Annotated in this window: 16 protein-coding genes; 6 read left to right on the top strand and 10 right to left on the bottom strand. The window is 73.6% G+C overall.

Annotation, left to right across the window (positions count from 1 at the left end):
- The first annotated feature begins 158 nt into the window (after window positions 1-158).
- Window positions 159-1424, top strand: a complete 1266-nt coding sequence (locus tag ACFYX3_RS25380) for an MFS transporter (protein ID WP_359513324.1) — start codon at window positions 159-161, stop codon at window positions 1422-1424.
- Window positions 1363-2703 carry a D-arabinono-1,4-lactone oxidase gene (locus ACFYX3_RS25375; protein ID WP_389017544.1) on the top strand — a complete coding sequence of 447 codons (1341 nt, stop codon included), beginning with the start codon at window positions 1363-1365 and terminating at the stop codon, window positions 2701-2703. Before ACFYX3_RS25380 ends, ACFYX3_RS25375 begins: the two co-directional genes overlap by 62 nt.
- 3 nt (window positions 2704-2706) lie before the next feature.
- Here the strand turns inward: ACFYX3_RS25375 and ACFYX3_RS25370 are convergent, their stop codons facing one another.
- Complete coding sequence (locus ACFYX3_RS25370; RefSeq protein ID WP_389017541.1) at window positions 2707-3591, bottom strand: hypothetical protein; 885 nt, start codon at window positions 3589-3591, stop codon at window positions 2707-2709.
- A 487-nt stretch (window positions 3592-4078) separates the two neighbouring features.
- Between ACFYX3_RS25370 and sepH the strand changes: the two genes are divergently transcribed.
- A complete protein-coding gene (gene sepH / locus ACFYX3_RS25365) occupies window positions 4079-5119 on the top strand; it encodes a septation protein SepH (protein ID WP_389017538.1) in 1041 nt (346 codons plus the stop codon).
- Window positions 5120-5319: 200 nt separating this feature from the next.
- On the opposite strand, the gene ACFYX3_RS25360 is transcribed toward sepH, so the two are convergent.
- Complete coding sequence (locus tag ACFYX3_RS25360; protein WP_389017535.1) at window positions 5320-6147, bottom strand: sulfurtransferase; 828 nt, start codon at window positions 6145-6147, stop codon at window positions 5320-5322.
- Window positions 6148-6306: 159 nt separating this feature from the next.
- On the opposite strand from ACFYX3_RS25360, the gene ACFYX3_RS25355 reads away from it, so the two are divergent.
- Window positions 6307-7080, top strand: a complete 774-nt coding sequence (locus ACFYX3_RS25355; protein WP_389017532.1) for a VOC family protein — start codon at window positions 6307-6309, stop codon at window positions 7078-7080.
- 53 nt (window positions 7081-7133) lie between these two features.
- On the opposite strand, the gene ACFYX3_RS25350 is transcribed toward ACFYX3_RS25355, so the two are convergent.
- From ACFYX3_RS25350 to ACFYX3_RS25335, 4 genes are all read right to left on the bottom strand, one after another.
- A complete protein-coding gene (locus ACFYX3_RS25350; RefSeq protein ID WP_389017529.1) occupies window positions 7134-8489 on the bottom strand; it encodes a polysialyltransferase family glycosyltransferase in 1356 nt (451 codons plus the stop codon).
- Between the two features lie 3 nt (window positions 8490-8492).
- The gene (locus tag ACFYX3_RS25345) at window positions 8493-9458 is read right to left on the bottom strand and encodes a glycosyltransferase family 2 protein (protein ID WP_116158420.1); all 966 of its coding nucleotides are present in this window, start codon (window positions 9456-9458) and stop codon (window positions 8493-8495) included.
- Window positions 9459-9587: 129 nt separating this feature from the next.
- Window positions 9588-12140, bottom strand: coding sequence for a YfhO family protein (locus ACFYX3_RS25340; protein ID WP_389017526.1), 2553 nt, complete (start codon window positions 12138-12140; stop codon window positions 9588-9590).
- 153 nt (window positions 12141-12293) lie between these two features.
- A complete protein-coding gene (locus ACFYX3_RS25335; RefSeq protein ID WP_389017523.1) occupies window positions 12294-12896 on the bottom strand; it encodes an isochorismatase family protein in 603 nt (200 codons plus the stop codon).
- Window positions 12897-13016: 120 nt separating this feature from the next.
- Between ACFYX3_RS25335 and ACFYX3_RS25330 the strand changes: the two genes are divergently transcribed.
- Window positions 13017-13721: a TetR/AcrR family transcriptional regulator gene (locus ACFYX3_RS25330; RefSeq protein ID WP_389017520.1), complete on the top strand. Its 705-nt coding sequence runs from the start codon at window positions 13017-13019 to the stop codon at window positions 13719-13721.
- 4 nt (window positions 13722-13725) lie between these two features.
- On the opposite strand, the gene ACFYX3_RS25325 is transcribed toward ACFYX3_RS25330, so the two are convergent.
- From ACFYX3_RS25325 to ACFYX3_RS25310, 4 genes are all read right to left on the bottom strand, one after another.
- Window positions 13726-14376 (bottom strand): thymidine kinase, encoded by a 651-nt coding sequence (locus tag ACFYX3_RS25325; protein WP_359513345.1) that lies wholly within the window; start codon window positions 14374-14376, stop codon window positions 13726-13728.
- A 41-nt stretch (window positions 14377-14417) separates the two neighbouring features.
- Window positions 14418-15623: an alkaline phosphatase family protein gene (locus ACFYX3_RS25320; RefSeq protein ID WP_389017516.1), complete on the bottom strand. Its 1206-nt coding sequence runs from the start codon at window positions 15621-15623 to the stop codon at window positions 14418-14420.
- On the bottom strand, window positions 15623-16219 hold the full coding sequence (locus ACFYX3_RS25315; protein ID WP_389017513.1) for a DUF5998 family protein: 597 nt from the start codon (window positions 16217-16219) through the stop codon (window positions 15623-15625). The genes ACFYX3_RS25320 and ACFYX3_RS25315 overlap by 1 nt, the downstream gene beginning before the upstream one ends.
- 173 nt (window positions 16220-16392) lie before the next feature.
- Entirely contained in the window at window positions 16393-19365 is a 2973-nt protein-coding gene (locus ACFYX3_RS25310) for a GNAT family N-acetyltransferase (RefSeq protein ID WP_389017510.1), read from the bottom strand.
- 185 nt (window positions 19366-19550) lie between these two features.
- Here ACFYX3_RS25310 and ACFYX3_RS25305 point away from each other — a divergent pair, with 185 nt between their 5' ends.
- Window positions 19551-19832: an HPr family phosphocarrier protein gene (locus ACFYX3_RS25305; protein WP_015036698.1), complete on the top strand. Its 282-nt coding sequence runs from the start codon at window positions 19551-19553 to the stop codon at window positions 19830-19832.
- Window positions 19833-19981: the final 149 nt, after the last annotated feature.

The following is a 19981-nucleotide window of genomic DNA, read 5'->3' as shown; positions in this document are numbered from 1 at the left end:
CGATCCTCCCACCCGTCCCTGACAGCCACGGGCGCGGCCCGACCGAGGGTGTTCTTCCGATGTTCTTCCGAAGTTCCTCCGAAAAAACGGGGATGACCGATCGACTTCAACACCGTAGGCTTTAGCTATTAATTACACGTGTTGACCAAGGACCCCTCTTGCCCAGTCCCTACCGCGCGATCTTCGCGGCGCCCGGAACCGCCTCGTTCTCCGTCGCGGGGTTCCTCGGTCGCATGCCGCTGTCCATGATGGGCATCGGGATCGTGACCATGATTTCGCAGGTCACCGGCCGGTACGGCCTCGCCGGCGCGCTCTCCGCGACGCTCGCGATGTCCGCCGCGGTCCTCGGCCCCCTGGTCTCGCGCCTCGTCGACCGGCACGGACAGCGCAAGGTGCTCCGCCCGGTCACCCTGGTCTCGCTCGCCGCTGCCGCCGGCCTGCTCCTGTGCGTGCAGCAGAAGGCCCCGGACTGGACCCTGTTCGTCTTCACGGCCGTCATCGGCTGCGTGCCGAGCCTCGGCGCGATGACCAGGGCCCGCTGGGCGGAGATCTACCGGGGCGAGGAGCGGCGCCTGCACACGGCGTACTCCTGGGAGTCGATCGTCGACGAGGTGTGCTTCATCTTCGGGCCGATCCTCTCGATCGGTCTGTCGACCGCCTGGTTCCCCGAGGCCGGGCCGCTGTTCGCCGGGGGGTTCCTGGCCGTCGGCGTCTTCTGGCTGACCTCTCAGCGCGCCACGGAGCCGGTCCCCCACCCCAAGGAGGGCACCGCCCGGGGCACCTCCGCGCTCCGCTCCCGCGGCCTCCAGGTGCTCACTCTGGCCTTCGTCGCCACCGGCGCGATCTTCGGCTCGGTGGACGTGGTGACCGTGGCCTTCGCCGAGGAGCGGGGCCAGAAGGCCGCCGCCAGCCTCGTCCTGGCCGTCTACGCGCTGGGCTCGGGACTGGCCGGCGCCGTCTTCGGACTGCTCCACCTCAAGGGCGAGGCGTCCCGCAGGTGGCTCCTGGGAATCTGCGCGATGGCCGTGAGTATGATCCCCCTCCTACTGGCCGGGAACCTGCCGTTGCTGGCCGTGGCGCTCTTTGTCGCGGGCCTGTCCATCGCACCGACGATGGTGACCACGATGGCCCTCGTCGAAGCGCACGTACCGCGCACCAAGCTGACCGAGGGCATGACCTGGACGGGTACCGGCCTCGCGATCGGCGTGGCGCTCGGCTCCTCGGCCGCCGGCTGGGTGGTCGACGCGTCGGGGGCGAAGGCGGGGTACGTGGTGCCCGTCGTCTCGGGCGCGCTCGCGGTCGCGGTGGGTCTCCTCGGACACCGCCGGCTGCGCAGGCCGGCGCCGAACCGGGAGGGGCAGCGTGAGCGGGACGACAGCAGCGGGGTCGGGGAGCGCCAGGGCGGCGAGCAGCCCGTGGCGTAACTGGGCGGGGAACGTCACCTCCCGCCCGGTCCGCGAGGTGAGCCCGGCCTCGGCCGAGGAGCTCGCCGAGGCGGTGCGCCGCGCGGCCGAGGACGGGCTGCGGGTGAAGACGGTCGGCACCGGCCACTCGTTCACCTCGATCGCGGCCACCGACGGCGTGCTGATCCGGCCGGGCCTGCTGACCGGGATCCGGCGGATCGACCGCGAGGCGATGACCGTGACGGTCGAGTCGGGCACGCCCCTGAAGCGGCTCAACGTGGCGCTGGCCCGGGAGGGCCTGTCGCTCACGAACATGGGCGACATCATGGAGCAGACCGTCGCCGGCGCGACCTCCACGGGCACCCACGGCACGGGCCGCGAGTCGGCGTCCATAGCCGCGCAGATCCGCGAGCTGGAGCTGGTGACGGCCTCGGGCGAGCTGCTGACCTGCTCGGAGAAGGAGAACCCGGAGGTCTTCGCGGCCGCCAGGATCGGGCTCGGCGCCCTCGGCGTGGTCACGGCCATCACCTTCGCGGTGGAGCCGGTCTTCCTCCTCACCGCGCGCGAGGAGCCGATGAGCTTCGACCAGGTCACCTCGGAGTTCGACGCGCTGCACGCGGAGAACGAGCACTTCGAGTTCTACTGGTTCCCCCACACGGACAACTGCAACACCAAGCGCAACAACCGCAGCGCGGGCCCCGCCGCTCCCCCCGGACGGATCAGCGGCTGGATCGAGGACGAGCTCCTCTCCAACGGGATCTTCCAGGTCGCCTGCTCGCTGGGCCGCGCGGTGCCGCCGGTCATCCCGTCGATCGCCAAGGTCTCCAGCCGGGCCCTGTCGGCCCGTACGTACACCGACATCCCGTACAAGGTCTTCACCTCGCCCCGCCGGGTCCGATTCCTGGAGATGGAGTACGCGCTTCCGCGTGAGGCCGCGGTCGCCGCGCTGCGCGAGCTCAAGGCGATGATCGAGCGCTCGCCGCTCAAGGTGAGCTTCCCGGTGGAGGTGCGCACGGCCCCGGCGGACGACATCGCGCTGTCCACGGCCTCGGGGCGGGAGTCCGCGTACATCGCCGTCCACCTCTACAAGGGCACGCCCCACCAGGCGTACTTCACCGCGGTGGAGCGCATCATGACGGCGCACGGGGGCCGCCCGCACTGGGGCAAGGTCCACACCCGCGACGCCGCCTACTTCTCCGAGGCCTACCCGCGCTTCGCCGAGTTCACGGCGCTGCGCGACCGGCTGGACCCGGACCGCCTGTTCGCCAACGACTATCTGCGCCGGGTCCTGGGCGACTGAAGGTCACTCGGCTCCCGCGCCGGTCCCGGCGTCGGCTCCGGCCGTCGCCGGGGCCGTCGGCGCTTCGGGCTGTCCCGTGCCGGTGGTCGGCTCCTGGGTCGGCGCGGTCGGTTCCGTCGTCGGGCCGGTCGGCGTCGGCGGGGGCGTCGTCCCCTCGCCGGCGGAACCGGACGGGGTGGGATCGGCCGACGGCGTCCCGGTCCCGGTCTCCCGGCCGCCCGGGGTCGGCGTGGACCCCGTCGTGGGGGTGCCGGCGTCGTCCTGCCGCTGTCCGGTGCCGTCCGCGGACCCCGACGGCGCGGGGGTGGGCCCGCGGTCCTGCGCGGGCGCGTCGTGGCCGGTGCTCCCGCCGCCGCGGACGACGGAGCCGAAGGTGGTGGTCCCCTGCTTGCCGCTGAAGTCCTCCCCGGAGACCAGTTCGTACGCGGTGATGCCGCCCATGGTGACGCCGAAGACCAGGGCGGCGGCGATCGCCGGGCGCTTCCAGCCCCGGACGCGGGTCCCGTGGGTGGTCGCCGCGCCGAACTCCTCGTCGGACGGCGCCGGGGCCGGGAGCGTGCCCAGCATGAGGGTGCGGTCGTCCTGCGGTCCGGCCGGGGCCGGGACCTGACGCGCCTTCGGCTTGGCCGCCGCGGTCACGTCGCGGACCTGTTCACCGGTGCGCTTGAAGAGCTGCTGGAAGAGCGGTCCGCCGCAGGTCGCGATGACACTGATCACACCGGCGCCCAGGATCGTGCCGTACACGCCGAGGGTCGAGGCGAGCTTGGCGGCGACGACCGCGGCCAGGGCACTGCCCGAGACCTGAGCCACGCTCAGATCGATCCTCCTGCCGTTGCCCTTCTTCCCCTCCTCCGGCTCGTCCCCGTCGATTTCCGGCCTGTGACGCATCTCCGACCCCTGATGATTCATCCGTTCGCCTTGCACCCAGAAGGGACAAACCGGCGAAGCGAATAGTTCCGTTTCTGCTGTTTCTGTGAAGAGCGACACGTACGGGGGAAGATCGCGGACACTCAACTCCCGTACCGCCCGAGAAGTTGAGCGGCGCGCCGGTCCACCCAGGTGGCCCGAATGGAGTACATTGACGAACCCTGGGTCCGGACGCCCTCACGGGTGCCCCGGATCAAGGGGAGGGGGCCGGACACGGCGCTCGAACCGGCGGCGCCTCGGCATCGCACGGGAACCGGCTGCACAGAGTGACCGCCAGTCACTCCGAGTAGCGAAACAGGTAACCGTGCCATAACGGCGCTCCAGGGTCCATGCCCGACACGCCGGGCAACTCGGCAAGGTAGTGGCAGGCTGCACCCGGGCAGGCCACACTCGACTAGCGGAAGCAGCGACGCACGTGACGTCGGCAGGCACCACCCGGGAGGTCCCCATGCCCGAACTGCGTGTCGTGGCCGTCTCCAACGACGGCACACGACTGGTGCTGAAGGCTGCTGACAGCACGGAGTACACGCTTCCGATCGACGAGCGGCTGCGTGCCGCCGTGCGCAACGACCGCGCGCGCCTCGGCCAGATCGAGATCGAGGTCGAGAGCCACCTCCGCCCCCGTGACATCCAGGCGCGCATAAGGGCCGGTGCCTCCGCGGAGGAGGTCGCCCAGCTCGCCGGCATCCCCGTCGACCGCGTGCGCCGCTTCGAGGGCCCCGTGCTCGCGGAGCGCGCCTTCATGGCCGAGCGGGCCCGCAAGACCCCGGTGCGCAGGCCCGGCGAGAACAGCGGCCCGCAGCTCGGCGAGGCGGTGCAGGAGCGGCTGCTGCTGCGCGGCGCCGAGAAGGACACCGTGCAGTGGGACTCCTGGCGGCGGGACGACGGCACCTGGGAGGTGCTGCTCGTCTACCGGGTCGCGGGCGAGGTCCACACGGCCAGCTGGACGTACGACCCGCCGCGGCGGCTCGTCCAGGCCGTGGACGACGAGGCCCGTGCCCTGATCGGCGAGACGGACGACACGATCGCCGCCGCGCCGGAGCCGAGCTTCCCGTTCGTGCCGCGCATCGCCCGACTGCCCCGGGACAGGCCGCTCGACCGTGCCCTGGACCGCCAGATCGACCGTTCCGACCGGCAGCTGGAGCGGGCGCCCTCGCCCGTCGAGCCGGAGGAGGAGCGGGACTCGCTGACGAGCCTCCTGGAGGCCGTGCCGAGCTTCCGCGGCGACATGGTCGTGCCGGAGCAGCCGGACAGCGAGCCCTCGGAGGAGGCGGAGGCGGAGGAGCCCCCGGCCCCGGCCGCCTCGGCGGGCGCGGGTTCGGCCTACGCCGACGTCCTGATGCCGCGCGCGGTCTCGGGCCACCGCGACCGTCTGCACGGTGCCACGGACCGCCAGGCCGAGGCGGACGGCGTCCGCCCGGGCCGCCGCGCGGCCGTACCGAGCTGGGACGAGATCGTCTTCGGCACCCGAAGGAAGAAGCAGGACTGACGGCGGTACGCGCCCGGCCCCCGTCCAGGGGCGTGGCAGGCCTGAGTGCTCCACGCGCGCGTAGACGGGTGTGGCCGGACCGTCCGCTGCACGCGCGCGCGTACGTGTGCATGGGCGTACGGGGAAGGGCCCGCGCCCGGTGACGGCGCGGGCCCTTCCGTGTACGGCGCTACCGCGCGCCTGCCGCGGCGGTCACGCCGCTACCGCGGGTCCGGGCCCGTGGCGACCGGGCGGGCGGGGTCCGAGGACCACTCCGACCAGGAGCCGGCGTAGAGGCCTGCGGGGATGCCGGCGATCTCCAGGGCCAGCACCTCGTGGGCGCCCGAGACGCCCGAGCCGCAGTAGACGGCCACCGGGGTCCCCTCGGCCGCGCCGAGCGCGGTGAAGCGGTCCCGCAGGACGTCGGCGGCCAGGAAGAGGCCCTCGGCGTCGACGTTCTCCGCCGTCGGGGCCGAGACCGCGCCCGGGATGTGCCCGCCGACCCGGTCGATCGGCTCCACGTCACCCCGGTAGCGCTCCGCCGCCCGCGCGTCCAGGAGCAGACCCGTGTCCGGGAACGCGGCGGCCCCGTCGGCGTCGAGCAGCCCCAGGGCGCCGGGCTCCGGCCGGAAGTCGCCCGGCTCCGGCGCGGGGACCTTCTCCGTGAGCTCTCCCGTCCAGGCCGCGAGGCCCCCGTCCAGGACCCGCACGTCCGGGTGGCCCGCCCAGCGGAGCAGCCACCAGGCGCGGGCCGCGCCCCAGCCGAGGCCCCCGTCGTAGACGACGACCGGCCGGTCCGCGGAGACGCCCGCCCGGCGCATCACGGCCCCGAAGGCCTCGGGGTCGGGCAGCGGGTGGCGGCCGCCGCTCCCGGGCGGGCCCGCGAGTTCCGCGTCCAGGTCGACGTAGACCGCGCCGGGGAGGTGGCCGGCCTCGTAGGCGGGCCGCCCGGGCGGGCCGCCGAGAGTCCAGCGGACGTCCAGGAGGACCGGCGGCCGGGCCCCGGCCGACTCGCTCTGCAGTTCGCTTGCGGAGATGATGGGCTTCATGGGAGCCATCCTCGCGCAGCCGCACGGCCGCGCGGGACGGACCCGGCGACCTCCGACGGGATCACGCCACGATCGGTGTGGCCGGGCGCGCCACCGCGGCGTCGGTGTCACCATCGGACGGGAGCACGGCCACGACGACGGTCCGAGGAGAGTGCGACGATGACCGAGGCGACTCCGCGCCCTCCGGGCACACCCTGCTGGGTGAGCCTGATGGTGCACGGGATTGACGCCACGCAGGAGTTCTACCGCGCGCTCTTCGGTTGGGAGTTCATCCCCGGTCCGCAGCAGCTCGGCCCGTACGTGCGCGCGCTGCTCGACGGCAGCGAGGTGGCGGGCATCGGCCAGCTGCCACCCGACCGGCACCTGCGCATCGCCTGGACCCCCTACCTGGCCACCGACGACGCCGACGAGACCGCCGAGACCATCCGCTGCTGCGGCGGCACCGTCGCCGTCGGCCCGCTGGACGCGGGCGAGGCGGGCCGTCTCGCCATCTGCTCCGACCCGACCGGCGCGGTCTTCGGCGTCTGGCAGGCGGAGGCGCACCACGGCACGGCGGCGGCGGGACCGCCCGGGACGCCGGTGTGGAACGAGCTCCTCACGTACGAGACGTCCGGGACCGGCAAGTTCTACCGGATGGTCTTCGGCTACGAGGTGGAGCCGGTCGTCTCCGCCGAGCACGACTACGCGACGCTGCACGTGGCCGGGGAACCGGTGGCCTCGCTGCACGGCGTCGGCAACGCGCTCCCCCGGGACCGGGGCCCGCACTGGATGACGTACTTCGAGGTCGCCGACACGGACGAGGCCGCACGGCTCGTCCAGGAGCTCGGCGGTCATGTGCTGCGCGTGCCGCGCGATGGCCAGGCGGGACGGCTCGCGGTGGTGGCGGACCCGGAGGGCGCGGTCTTCACGCTGGTCAGGTCCGCAGCGCGCTGAACCCGCGCACCGAGCGCGCACGCCGAGCCCCCGCACCGGCTCAGCCGCGCGGTTCAGCCCCGCCGGCTCCGGACCAGGCTGCGGCGCAGCCGGGACGTGCCGGTCCGGTCCGGGGCGGGTCCTCCACCCGGGAGGCCGAGCTCGGTCAGTCGTTCGACGGTGAAGTGGTGCGCGGTGCCGGGGTCGGCGTGGTGCTGCGCCAGGAAGGCGGCGGTCTCCTGGCGGAGCCCGGGGTGCGCCTTGTGCCGCATGCAGTAGCCGACGGCCCTGACCAGGGGCGTGAGCGAGGCCGGGGCCGCTCCCGGGACGGCGGGCTCCTCGCCGCCCTCCAGGTCCGCGACGAGGTGGTCGACGACGGTGAGCGGGATGCGGTTGCTGTTCTCGAAGGGGGTGAGCCGTTCGAGGACCTCGGCCGTGCCCACGCGCGCGATGGGGACGTCGTAGTAGACGGCGGCGGTGAGCATCGCCGTGGAGAAGCAGCCGACGACGAGCTCGGGCCGGCAGCGCTCGTAGAAGGTCTCGGCGAGCAGCGGACCGGCGAGGACCGTGAGCCGTACGCCGCTCCGCTCGGCCTCCTCGTCCAGGGCCTGGGAGTAGCGGGCGGGGGCGGTCGGGTGCGGCTTGAAGACCACCGACCGGTGACCGGCCGCGGCGGCGCCCCGGAGCATCCGTACGTGCAGTTCCTCTTCCTCCTCGGCGGTGAGCAGGGAGAGGGCGGCGAGGTACTGGCCGAGGAGCAGGGCCGTCGGCTCGGCGGCGGCCGCCCGCGCGATGTCCGGGTCGTCGGCCGCGTCCTCGGCGATCTCGGCGAGGACGGCGCGGAAGGCGGTGTCGGGGACGAGTTCGGGCTCGATCCCGTACTCGCCGAGGAGGAGCGGGCGCAGGCCCGGCACCAGGTCGAGGTGGAGCACGCGGCGGACGCGGCAGGCGATGGACTGCGCGAGGTCGGAGCGGGTCGGGCCGTAGCTCATCAGGCCGTCGGCGTAGACGTGGACGCTGCTCTCGGGGAAGCAGCCGGCGAGCGCCTTGGCCGGGTTGACCTGGATGGATTCGACGATCAGCTCGACCGGTCCGGTGCCGAGGTCCCAGGCGGTGCGCAGGACGCGCTGCCAGAGCGGGGCCTCCTCGGGGCGGGGGGCCCAGGCGGCGGGGTGGTACGGGTGGATCGTCTCGTTCCAGTCGAGGGTGCCGTCGAAGCGGGCGGCGATCCGCTCGTACCCGGTCATGGTCTCCAGGCGCAGCGCGGTCTCCGGGATCTCGGCGTTGTGCGAGATCAGCAGGATCCTGCGGGCGGAGTCGCGGGGGCCGAACTGTCCGGCGTCGAGCGCGGCGGCGAGGGTGGCCGCGCCGTACAGGGTGGACACCTGGAAGATCTGGACCGGCAGGTCGTGGGTGGCTTCGGGGGCCATGGGTCAGGCGGTCCTTCCGGTGTCGCGCAGGCTCCGGAGGAGGGTGCTGCGCGGGGTGTCCATGGTGGCGAGGGTCTCGTCGAGGACCTGCTGCGGCATGCGGTGCAGGGCGTCGCGGACGTCGGCGCGGAGGCGCGCGGCGACGGCCGGTTCGTACGCGTCGGCCTTCCCCATGTGGAAGGCGATCATCGCGCAGTAGGTGCGGACCGCCTTCGGGAGGAAACGGTCGGCCTCGGGGTCCCGGGAGACGTCGTCGAGCAGGAGATCGTACGAGGGGATGAAGTCCAGCTGCCGGTTGTCGGTGATCTGGGTGAGCGAGGTGGTGACGCCCCGCCGGTAGAAGACGCCGTGCAGGGAGAGCGCCGCGAACGTGCGCGCCTTGAGGTGGAGCCGCCAGATCCAGAGGCGGTCCTCGGCCGTTCTGAGGGAGGTCTCGAAACGGGATTCTCCGTTCTCGAAAAGACGCCCGCTGTAAATGCCGAAAGGCACGAACGGATAGTCGACCATCGTCACCATGCTGGCCGGCGAGATTCCGTCCCTGGGGTCCATCACGGCGTCGCGCCGCTTGGCCGGGGCATAGCGGATCTGCCGTTTCCGGCCCTCCGACAGGACGTGGTCGGTCCGGGCGAAATCGCAGTCCAGACGGGAGATTCCGGCCACGGCAGCGCTCAGGTGGCCGGGCGCGTACCAGTCGTCGCCGTCGAGGAACGTGAGGTAGTCGCCGCGCGCGGCGTCGATTCCGGTGTTCCGGGCCTGGGCGACGCCCTTGTTCGTCTCGTGCCGGATGACGGTGGCGTTCGGCAGGCGGTCGCGCCAGCGGTCGAGGATCTCCGGGGTGTCGTCCGTCGAGCAGTCGTCGATCAGCAGGAACTCGAATTCCGGATCCGCGTTGTTCGCGAGGCTGCGCAAGGTGTCGGGCGCGTAGGGACCGACATTGTGGAACGGTACGACGACGGACAGTTTCGGCACTCGGGATCCCCACACTGAATCGAACAATTTAACGCCGTTACGGCGGGCACAGTAACGGCCGACTTCTCCGGGTGAACGATCCACGCGTGCACTCCGGGTGAACTCTTGTCGTCTCCGGTGGAAACCCCGTCACCGCCGGACCCGTCGGCGATGCAGCAGTCCCGTCACGGCGAGCGCCAGGAGCGCCGCCGCGCCGACCGCGCCGCCGAGCTTCATCCCCGGCGGCCGGAAGGAGCAGCTGACCGAGCTCGCGCGTCCGTCGAGGGGGACGGCGACGAGGCCCTCGTACACGCGCGCGGGGCGGGCGTCCGCGTCGCCTGCGGCGCAGCGCCAGCCCGAGATGCGGGGCGCGGCAAGAACCGCGACGCCCTTGCTGCCGGGCGGCACTTCTGCGGTGACGGTGTGCCCGCCGGCACGCACGCGCGTGGCGCCGGTGGCGGTGAGCTGCCGTACGGCGGAGTCGAGCCGGGCGGCGACGAGGCAGCCGACCGGTTCACGGGGCAGCCGCAGTTTGCCCTTGGGCACCAGGTCGATCCGTACCGCGCCGGAGCCGGGGACGGTGCCGAGGGCCTGCATGGGGGCGCGGACGGAGGGCGGCTTGCCGTCGAAGTCCACGGGCCGCTCCCCCGCCAGGGCCGCCTCGCCCTGGTACTCGGGCGCCCAGAACCAGACCTGGGAGCCCGCGGGGCAGCGGACGGCGAGGGTGCGTCCGGTACGGCGCGGGGCGGGCAGCTCGTACACGTCGGCGCCGAGCAGGCGTTCCTGCCGGGCGAAGGCCGAGTCCCCGGGATGTGTGGCCGGCCGCCCCGGCGGGCGGACGGTGACCAACGGCGGGACGGGGGCGGTGGTGGCGGTGACGGTGGCGCGGGGCAGGGCGTCCTGCCGTACCGGCTCCGTGGGCTTCGAGCGCAGCCGGGTGCCGATGGAGAAGAGGGCGTCCGCGACCGGGTTGTCCAGGCTGACGGGGTGCCTGCCCTTGGCGTAGTAGCCGAAGCCGAGGGAGGCCAGGGTCCGGGAGGTCACGTCGGCGGTGAGGCTGCTGTAGTAGTCGGCGCCCTGGCCTCCGACGAGCAGCACGTCGTTGCCGCCGGGGACTTCGCCGGGGTCCGTGCGGTGACGGGGCCAGGCGTCCGCGCGGGCGACCTCGTCGGCGGCGGCCTCCTGCCAGGGGCCGACCCGGGGTGACCAGGAGACCTTGCTCCGCTGCTGCTCCTCGATCCGCATCCCGGTGACGGCCACCTCGCCGGCCTGCGCGGCGACGAGGAGGACCACGGCGAGGACGGGGAGTACGCGCGCGCGTGGCACCCGATCAGGCTGCACGCGCGCGTGCCCCCGGCGGGCGCCGGCCAGGGCGAGGAGGACGGCGGCGCCCGCCAGGAGCGCGGCGGCACCGAAGGCGGGGAAGGTCCACCGGTCGATGTCGACGCTCCCCCGGGCCGCCCATGCCAGGACCCCGAGCAGCACCCCGCCCGCGAGGAGCGCGGCCGGCCGGGGCACGCCCCGGGCGGCGGAGAACCAGGCGGCGATGAGCAGCAGGCCGCACAGGACGAAGGTCTGACGGTACGGGATGCCGTTGGGCGAGGCGCCCGCGTGCCACAGCAGGTGCGTGGGCTCCCACTGCAGGGAGAGCGTCACCAGGACGATCGCGGCCGTCCAGCCGGCCCGGACGCGCGGGGCGACGGCCCGGTTGAAGGGCAGCGTGAGGGCGAGCGCGAGGGCGGGCGTGCCGATGAAGAGGGCGGGGCTGGCGACGCTCGCGGTGGCGGGCAGGAACCGGGCGAGGACGTCCGTCCAGGGTGCCGGCGCGAAGACCGTCTCGGGGGTGGGGTCGGCGACCTTCGTGGCAAGGAAGACGACCACGACGAGCGGTGCGGCGAGCCCGATGCCGATGAGGACGCTCCGGGCGGCGCGCAGCGCCCCGGCGAGGCGCTGCCGGGCGCTTGCGGTCTCCTCGGCGGTGAGCAGGCGGACGAGGAGGAGGACGGCTGCGCCGAGGGTCGCCATGTACGCGGTGTAGAAGTTGGAGATCCAGGCCAGGGCGACGACGAGCGGGCCGAGGACGGGACGGCGGGCGGTGCGGGCCCATTCGCCGACCAGGCAAAGCAGGGGGAAGGCGACGAGCCCGTCGAGCCACATCGGGACGGTGGCGCCGTAGTTGAGGGTCCAGCCGGAGAGGGCGTACGCGGTGCCGAGCACGGCGGCTACCGGCCACGGGCCGGGGCGCAGCCGCAGGAGGAGGAGTGCCATCGCGGCCGCCGCGGCGCTGATCTTGGCGGCGGTGACGACGTACAGCGCGAGTTCGACGCGGTCCGCCGGGAAGAGCACGACGAGCAGGTCGAAGGGGCTGCTCAGGTACGTGCCGATGTCGCCGAGGAAGTTGGATCCGAAGCCGGAGTTCCAGTTGAGGAAGGCGTCGCCGTGCGTCTCGCCGAGCAGGAAGGCGCGCCAGTAGGCGTGGTACGGCAGGTACTGCTGGCCGAGGTCGACGATGTTCCGGGTCACCGGGCCGAAGGGGTACGTGCGGGAGAGCCGGGTGGCGAGGCAGAGCAGCACGGCGGTGAGCAGGGCGGCGGCGGCCGGGGCCCGGAGGGCGGAGCGCCTCGTCTGGTCGCCGCGGTGCCGCTCCGCCTCCTCGTGCACGGTCTCGTCCTCGGCGTACACGGCCTCGGCGGCGGGTGGCACACATCCTCCAGGGGGCACACGGCACGGGGAGACCCGGAGGGGTCGTCACGGGCCGTCCGCCATTACCGCCGAGGCGGACGACCCGCAACCGATCAGCAGGCGCTCTTCAGGCGCACCCCGGGTGAACTCCGGGTGCCGGCGGCGCCGATGGCGTCAGCCGACGAGCTCGTCGACCGTGCGGGCCACCGTGCCGAAGAGGTCCCGGACCGTCGTGAGGCTCGCGGCCTGGAGGGCCTCCGGGGACAGGACGGTGCCGTCCGGCGCCTCCAGGGGACGGGTGGCGGTGGCCTCGGCGACCACGGTGGGGCGGTAGCCGAGGTTGAAGGCGCCCTGGGCGGTGAAGAGGACGCACATGTGCGTCATGAAGCCGGCGATGACCAGGTCGCCGCTCACGCCGAGCTCCTTGAGCGTCTCCTCCAGGTCCGTGGCGTGGAAGGCGTCGGGGAACTGCTTGACGACGACCTTCTCCCCCTCGACCGGGGCGACTTCGTCGCTGATGGAGCCGATCTCGGCCCGGATGTCGTACGGGGTGCCCTCACCGCCGTCGTTGACGACGTGGACGACCGGGGCACCCGCGGCGCGGGCGGCGGCGAGCAGCCGGGCACCGGCGGCGAGGGCCTCCTCGGCCCCGGGGAGCCGCATGACACCGGTGCGGTAGGTGTTCTGGAAGTCGATCAGGATCAGGGCCGAGTCGCCGAGGCGCGGCAGCTCCTGGGGCAGGCCGATCACATCGCGCAGGGTGGTGGACGCGGTCATGGCGATTCCTCTCGGTCGGGCGCAACTGACGTTATAGACGCTAACACAGTTCGTTAGCGACGCTATCGCCAATCCGGGATTGCCCAGGTCCGCCGTGTTAGCGCTGTTATCGTGGGACCCATGTCGACGGCACGAGAGCGCATCCTGGAAGCCACCGGGGAACTGCTCGCCACCAAGGACGCGCTGGCCATCTCCACCCGGGCCATCTGCGACCGGGCGAAGGTCGGCGCGCCGGAGATCTACCGCCAGTTCGGCGACAAGCAGGGGCTGCTCACGGCGGTCGCCGACATCGGCTTCGAGCGCTTCCTCGCGGAGAAGCGTCAGAACCCGCTCACCGAGGACCCGGTGGCGGACCTGCGCACGGCCTGGGACAGCCACGTCGCGTTCGCGCTGCGCAACCCGTACCTCTACCGCCTGATGTTCACGCCGACGGGCGACGCCAAGCCGCAGGCCATCAAGGAGGCCCAGGCGATCCTCCTGAAGGCCGTGGAGCGCTGCCGCGACGCCGGACGCCTGCGCACGGCCCCGGAGTCGGCCGGCCGGTCGATCCTCTCCGCCAACGTGGGCGTGTGCATGATGGCGCTGTCCTTCCCCGAACTGTTCGGGGACCCCGCCATCTCGTCGGCGGTACGGGACGCCGTCATCGGGACGGTCACCGGCGACGAGCACGAGGACGACCGCCTCGGCACCGCGACCGTCCTGGCCCAGGCCCTGGTCGGCACCCTGACGGGAACGGCTCCGGTCACCGGGACGGCACTCGACGACCTGACGCGCGCCCTGCGACCGCCGGCCATCGGGCCGTCGGACCCCGGGCCGTCGGACTGAGACGTCAGGCGTTGCCGACCGGCAGGACGTCCGGGGACAGGGCGCCCGCGTGCGCCGCGGCCGAGGTCACGCGGCGGCGGTGGTGGCGGCGGCAGAGGACCTCGTAGCCGATCTCCTCGGCCGGGCGGTTCACATCGCCGACGACGACCTGCTCGCCCTCGACGACCATCTCGCCGCCCACCGTACGGGCGTTGTGCGTGGCGCGGGCGCCACACCAGCACAGGGCCTCGACCTGGAGCTGCTCGATGCGGTCCGCCAGCTCGATCAGCCGCTGCGAGCCCGGGAACAGCTTCGTGCGGAAGTCCGTCGTGATCCCGAAGGCGAAGACGTCCAGGCCGAGGTCGTCGACGATGCGGGCGAGCTGGTCGATCTGCTCGGGGGCGAGGAACTGGGCCTCGTCCACGATCACGTAGTCGGCCTTGCCGCCCTGCGAGAGCTGGCTGACGAGGTACGCGTACAGGTCCATGTCCCGCGGCGCCTCGACCGCGTCCGTCACGAGGCCGAGCCGGGAGGACAGCTTGCCCTCGCCCGCGCGGTCGTCACGGGTGAAGATCACGCCCTGAAGCCCCCGCGCGTCGCGGTTGTGGGCGATCTGGAGCGCCAGGGTGCTCTTCCCGCAATCCATGGTTCCGGAGAAGAAGACCAGCTCGGGCATGACGGGACAGGGACCTTTCGGGGCGTGGGCGGAAGCGGGGGTCAGGAGCGGACTTCGAGCAGCGGGACGAGCTGCTCGGCGGGGGTCATGGACCCGTGCATGCCGACCATCGCGGACTCGTTGGGCTCGTTGACGGAGGCGGTGATCGCCACGTCGTCGTGGGCCGCGGCGACGACGTCGCCGATCCGGCCGTACACCCGCTCGTCGACCTCGGCGCCGAACCAGCCGAGGCCGATGGCCTCGTCCCTGCTCGCCACCCAGAACTGCTCGCCGACGACCTCGCGCCAGCAGGTGAGGACGTCCGCCTCGGCGCCGGGCACGGCGTAGACGTGACGGGCGCGGCCCTCGCCGCCGAGGAGGGCGACGCCCGCGCGCAGCTCCCAGTCCTCGTCGAAGTCGATGCGGTGCTGCTCGTCGAAGGGGATGTCGACCATGCCGTGGTCGGCCGTGACGTACAGGGCCGAGCGGGGCGGCAGCTGCTCGGCGAGCCGCTGCACGAGCCGGTCGACGAACATCAGCTGGCCGCGCCAGGCGTCGGAGTCGATGCCGAAGCGGTGGCCGGCACCGTCGAGTTCGCTGTAGTACGTGTAGACCAGCGAGCGGTCACCGGCGGCGAGCTGCTCGGCGGCGAAGTCCATGCGCTCCTCGCCGGAGAGCCGCCCGTGAAACGTTCCGCCACTGAGCGCGACCTTGGTGAGCGGGGTCTGCTCGAAGATCGGGGAGGACACCTGGGCGGTGTGGATCCCGGCCTCGTGCGCGTACTGGAAGACGGTGGGGTACGGCTGCCAGACGTGCGGCGCGGTCCACGGCTTCCAGCGCAGCTGGTTCATCAGCTCGCCGGTCTCGGGGTTGCGCACGGTGTAGCCGGGCAGTCCGTGCGTCCCGGGATGGAGGCCGGTGCCGACGGAGGCGAGCGAGGTCGCGGTGGTGGCGGGGAAGCCGGCGGTGACCGGGCGGCCCGTGCCGCCGCGCGAGGTGCCGAGGAGCGAGGTCAGGTACGGGGCCTCGTCCGGGTGCGCCTTGATCTGCTCCCAGCCGAGCCCGTCGATCAGGAAGACGCAGTTCCGGTCGGCCGGGGCCAGCTCCGCGATGCGCGCCTCGAAGCCGGGCACGTCCTGGCCGGCCACGAGCGTCGGCAGCAGGTCGCCGAGCGAGCCGGAGGTGTACTCGGGCACCGGCGCGGTCTCCGGCGCGAGCGGGACCGGGTCGTCGGGCCAGCCGTGGGTCACGGCGGTCGGCTGCACCATCAGCGGGTGGGCGCGGCGGTCGCCGCGATGGCTTCGGAGAGGGCCTGGGCGAACGCGAGGGTCTGCCGGACGGTGTCCGGGCCGTCGCCGGCGTCGCTCACGCGCAGGCTGAGGTCGTCGGCGGTGGCGTTGCCGGTGTAGCCGTGGTCGGCGTCGCAGTTGGGGTCGCCGCAGGCGGCGGGCTCCAGGTCGATGCGGGAGACGGCGCCCCAGCCGATGGTGAGGACCACCTCGCGGGGCAGCGTGCCCGGCGTGTACGACTCGGGGTTGGCGACGACGCGGCTGACGACGACCGACGAGATCCGGTCGAGCTTCACGGACTCGGTGGAGGTCGTGGCGTACGGCGACGGGGAGCTCGTGTCGGCGGACTGCTCGTCGGTGTGGCTGACGATGAAACGGTGCGGCGTCAGGACGAGGACGGTGACGTGGCGCCGGACCTCGTTCGCGTCGAAGGTGGTCTCCTGGTGCACCACGTACGACGTGATGGCCTCGCCGCCGACGGCGGCCTCCACCGCCTCGGCCACGAGGGCCGGGTAGTAGCCGCTGCGCTCGATCGCCGCGCGCAGCCCCTGGGTCGTCGTACCGCTCTTTGCCATGAGCTCCATCCTACGGGGCGGAGGGGGCCCCTCAGGCCCGTCCGCGACGCGGGAGCCCCGCGGGTCTCGGTGACGCGGGAGCCCCGCCGGTGTCAGTGACGCGGGAGGCTCCGCAGGTCCCGGGAACACGGGAGGCTCCACGGGCCCCGGGAACGCGGCAGGCTCCGCCGGCCTCAGTACCGCGGCAGGCTCCGCGGGCCGAGGTCGGTGCGGGGTGCGGGCGGGGCCAGTCGGACGGTCGCGCCGAGGACGGAGAGTCCGCGGGGGGCCACGACCACCGGTTCCAGGGAGACCGCGACGACCTCGGGGTGGTCGTCGACGAGCCGGGAGACCCGCAGGAGCAGCTCCTCCAGGGCCGGTGTGTCGACGGGCGCGGAACCGCGCCAGCCGAAGAGCATCGGGGCGGTGCGCAGGGAGCGGACGAGTTCGGCGGCGTCCCGGTCGGTGGCCGGAACCAGCCGGTGGGCCGTGTCCCCGAGCAGTTCGGAGGGCGCGCCCGCGAGGCCGAAGGAGAGGACGGCGCCGACGGCCGGGTCGATCGCGGAGCGGACGACGGTGTCGACGCCCCGGGGCACCATCGCCTGGACGACGGGCTGGAGCTCCTCCGGCTTGCCGAGGACCTCGGTCAGCTCGGCGTACGCCGTGCGCAGCTGCTCCTCGGTGGCGAGGTCGAGCCGGACGCCCCCGAGGTCGGGGCGGTGGCGGAGGTGCGGCGCGGTCGTCTTGAGCGCGACGGGGTAGCCGAGCCGGGCGGCGGCCGCGACGGCGGCGTCGGGCGTGGGCGCGGGGAGGGTCGGCCGGACGGCGATCCCGTACCGGGCGAGCAGCGCCCCGGCCTCCTCGGTGTCGAGGGTCACACCGCGGTCGTCCACGCCGTCGCCGCCCAGGACCCCTTCGATGAGCGCGGCGGCGCCGGCCTCGTCGATGTCCTCGTACTCGGGCACCCGCCCGGGCTCGGCGGCCTGCCGCCGCCACTGCCCGTACCGGACGGCCTCGGCCAGGGCCCGTACGGCCCGCTCGGCGGCAGGGTAGGCGGGGATGGTGGCGTGGGTGGGCGTCTGGGCGAGCGGCTGGGTGGGGGCGGCGCTCGGGGCCGCGCCGGGAACGGCTCCGGGTGGCGGCGGGGGCGCGGCGGAGGAGCCGGGTGCGGATGCGGTCGTCTCCGCTCCCGCAGGCGCCACAGCACCGGCGGCACGGTTCTCCGCGGTCACGGCGCCGCGTCCGGCCGCCGCCGGCCGGGTGCTCGTGGCGACCGCGAGGGCCTCCGCGAGACCGCCCATCTCGACGTGTACGACGACGACCGGCTTGGTCGGCGTGGGGGCGGAGGCGACGGCCTCGCGGAGGGCGGCCGCGAGCACCTCGCCGTCGCCGAACTCGGTGGCTCCGTCCTCGCCGACCCAGGGGATCGCGTTGACGACGACGGCGTCGGACGTCTCGTCGGCGAGCGCCGCCACCAGCGCGTCCCGGAAGTCCGCCGGGACCGCCGCCGTCGTGAGGTCGAGGGGCCGCAGCGGGCGCAGCCCCTCGGTCAGGCAGGCGTCGTACGTGAGGAGGCCGAGCGACTCCGAGTTGCCGAGGATCGCGACCCGGGGGCCGGCGGGCAGTGGCTGGGCGGCGAGGAGCAGTCCGGCGTCGACGAGTTCGGTGACGGTGTCGACACGGATCACCCCGGCCTGGCGGAGCAGGGCGGAGACCGTGGCGTGCGGGATGCGGGTGACCGGCACCCGGTGGCCGGGCGGGGCGCTGCCGCTGTGCCGGGCGCCCTTGACGACGACGACCGGCTTGACGGCGGCGGTACGGCGGGCGAGCCGGGTGAACTTCCGCGGGTTGCCGATCGACTCCAGGTAGAGGAGGACGACGTCGGTGCCGGGGTCGTCGTACCAGTGCTGGAGGAAGTCGTTGCCGGAGACGTCGGCGCGGTTGCCGGCCGAGATGAAGGAGGAGAGCCCCGCGCCGCGCCGGTGGAGCCCGGCGAGCAGGGCGATCCCGATGGCGCCGGACTGGGTGAAGAGCCCGATCCGCCCGGCGGCCGGCATCTGCGGCGCGAGGGAGGCGTTGAGCCGGACGTCGTCGGCGGTGTTGATGATCCCGAAGGCGTTGGGGCCGATGATCCGCATGCCGTACGAGCGGGCCTGCCGTACGAGCTCTCGCTGGCGCTCGCGGCCGGCGGCCCCGCTCTCGGCGTATCCGGCGGAGAGCACGACGAGGCCGCGCACCCCGTGTTCGCCGCAGTCCGCGACGGCCTCGGGGACCCGTTCGGCGGGGACGGCGACGACGGCCAGGTCCACGGGTTCGCCGATGGCGCCGACCGAGGGGTGGGCGGGGACGCCGTCGAGCTCGGTCTCTCCGGTGAGCGCGGCGTTCACCGCGTACACCCGTCCCGTGAAGCCGGCCCCGAGGAGGTTGCGGAGCACGGTCCGGCCGACGCCGCCCGGTGCGCGCCCGGCGCCCACGACGGCGACGGAGCCGGGGGTGAGCAGGCGCTGCACGGAGCGCGCCTCGGCGCGCTGCTCGCGGGCCCGCTGGACGGCGAGGGAGCGGTCGGTCGGTTCGAGGTCGAGGTGGAGGCGGACGGAGCCGTCCTCGAAGCTGCGCTTCTGGGTGTAGCCCGCGTCGGTGAAGACCTTGATCATCTTGGTGTTGGCGGGGAGCACCTCGGCGGCGAAGCGCCGGATGTCCCGCTCGCGCGCGACCGCGGCGATGTGTTCGAGGAGGGCGGAGGCGACGCCCCTGCCCTGGTGCGCGTCCTGGACGAGGAAGGCGACCTCGGCCTCGTCGGCCGGGGCGGAGGCGGGCAGCCCCTGGGCGTTGATGCGGTCGTAGCGGACGGTGGCGATGAACTCGCCGCCGACGGTCGCCGCCAGCCCGACCCGGTCCACGAAGTCGTGGTGGGTGAAGCGGTGGACGTCCTTGGCGGACAGGCGCGGGTAGGGGGCGAAGAAGCGGTAGTACTTCGACTCGTCCGAGACCTGCTCGTAGAAGCTGACGAGCCGGTCGGCGTCGTCGGCCGTGATGGGCCTGATGCGCGCGGTGCCGCCGTCGCGGAGCACCACGTCCGCCTCCCAGTGGTCGGGATAGGCGTGCTCCGCCGGGGCGGGTGGGGCCGGTGTTCTCGCCGCTTCCGACTGCTCCGACGCGCTCTGCATGGGGTCAGCCTACGACCGCGACACGACTGCGGCACCGGTCGCGTGGCAGGTGTGCGGGCCGCAAGGTGTTGCAAGGTAGGGAGGGCCGAAGGGCGGTCCGGTCCGGGCCGAAGGTCGGCGTGAGCACCGCGCAACCCGTGAGAGACTGGTCTAGACAACCCGCTTGAGACTTGAAGGGCAACACCATGGCTGAGCGCCGCGTCAACGTCGGCTGGGCCGAGGGCCTGCACGCCCGCCCCGCGTCCATCTTCGTCCGTGCCGCCACGGCTTCCGGCGTGCCGGTGACGATCGCCAAGTCCGACGGCACCCCCGTGAACGCCGCCTCCATGCTCGCGGTGCTCGGCCTGGGCGCGCAGGGCGGCGAGGAGATCGTTCTCGCTTCGGAGGCCGACGGCGCCGAGGCCGCGCTCGACCGCCTGGCGAAGCTGGTCGCCGAGGGCCTGGACGAGCTGCCCGAGACCGTCTGACTCAGGTCCCCCGCACGACGCATGGCCGTGGGCGCCCGCAATACGGCGGGCCCCGCCCCGCGCCGGTTCACGGCCCATTTCGGGCCGCCCCAAAACCCCCCCCCCATACGGGTGGTTTTTTAAGGCGGGGGGGGTTATTTATGGCGCGC

Origin of the sequence: Streptomyces sp. NPDC002463 (assembly GCF_042889835.1) — a bacterium.
Taxonomy (GTDB): Bacteria; Actinomycetota; Actinomycetes; order Streptomycetales; family Streptomycetaceae; genus Streptomyces; species Streptomyces nymphaeiformis.
The sequence above is the reverse complement of the archived record's forward strand: the minus strand, read 5'-3'. Positions and strand labels throughout refer to the sequence as shown.

Coding starts and splice junctions, on each gene's coding strand:
- sepH (WP_389017538.1), top strand. CDS start 4,079: ATGCCCGAACTGCGTGTCGTGGCCGTCTCCAACGACGGCACACGACTG.
- ACFYX3_RS25305 (WP_015036698.1), top strand. CDS start 19,551: ATGGCTGAGCGCCGCGTCAACGTCGGCTGGGCCGAGGGCCTGCACGCC.
- ACFYX3_RS25315 (WP_389017513.1), bottom strand. CDS start 16,219: ATGGCAAAGAGCGGTACGACGACCCAGGGGCTGCGCGCGGCGATCGAG.
- ACFYX3_RS25330 (WP_389017520.1), top strand. CDS start 13,017: ATGTCGACGGCACGAGAGCGCATCCTGGAAGCCACCGGGGAACTGCTC.
- ACFYX3_RS25325 (WP_359513345.1), bottom strand. CDS start 14,376: ATGCCCGAGCTGGTCTTCTTCTCCGGAACCATGGATTGCGGGAAGAGC.
- ACFYX3_RS25370 (WP_389017541.1), bottom strand. CDS start 3,591: ATGCGTCACAGGCCGGAAATCGACGGGGACGAGCCGGAGGAGGGGAAG.
- ACFYX3_RS25355 (WP_389017532.1), top strand. CDS start 6,307: ATGACCGAGGCGACTCCGCGCCCTCCGGGCACACCCTGCTGGGTGAGC.
- ACFYX3_RS25320 (WP_389017516.1), bottom strand. CDS start 15,623: ATGGTGCAGCCGACCGCCGTGACCCACGGCTGGCCCGACGACCCGGTC.
- ACFYX3_RS25310 (WP_389017510.1), bottom strand. CDS start 19,365: ATGCAGAGCGCGTCGGAGCAGTCGGAAGCGGCGAGAACACCGGCCCCA.
- ACFYX3_RS25360 (WP_389017535.1), bottom strand. CDS start 6,147: ATGAAGCCCATCATCTCCGCAAGCGAACTGCAGAGCGAGTCGGCCGGG.
- ACFYX3_RS25350 (WP_389017529.1), bottom strand. CDS start 8,489: ATGGCCCCCGAAGCCACCCACGACCTGCCGGTCCAGATCTTCCAGGTG.
- ACFYX3_RS25335 (WP_389017523.1), bottom strand. CDS start 12,896: ATGACCGCGTCCACCACCCTGCGCGATGTGATCGGCCTGCCCCAGGAG.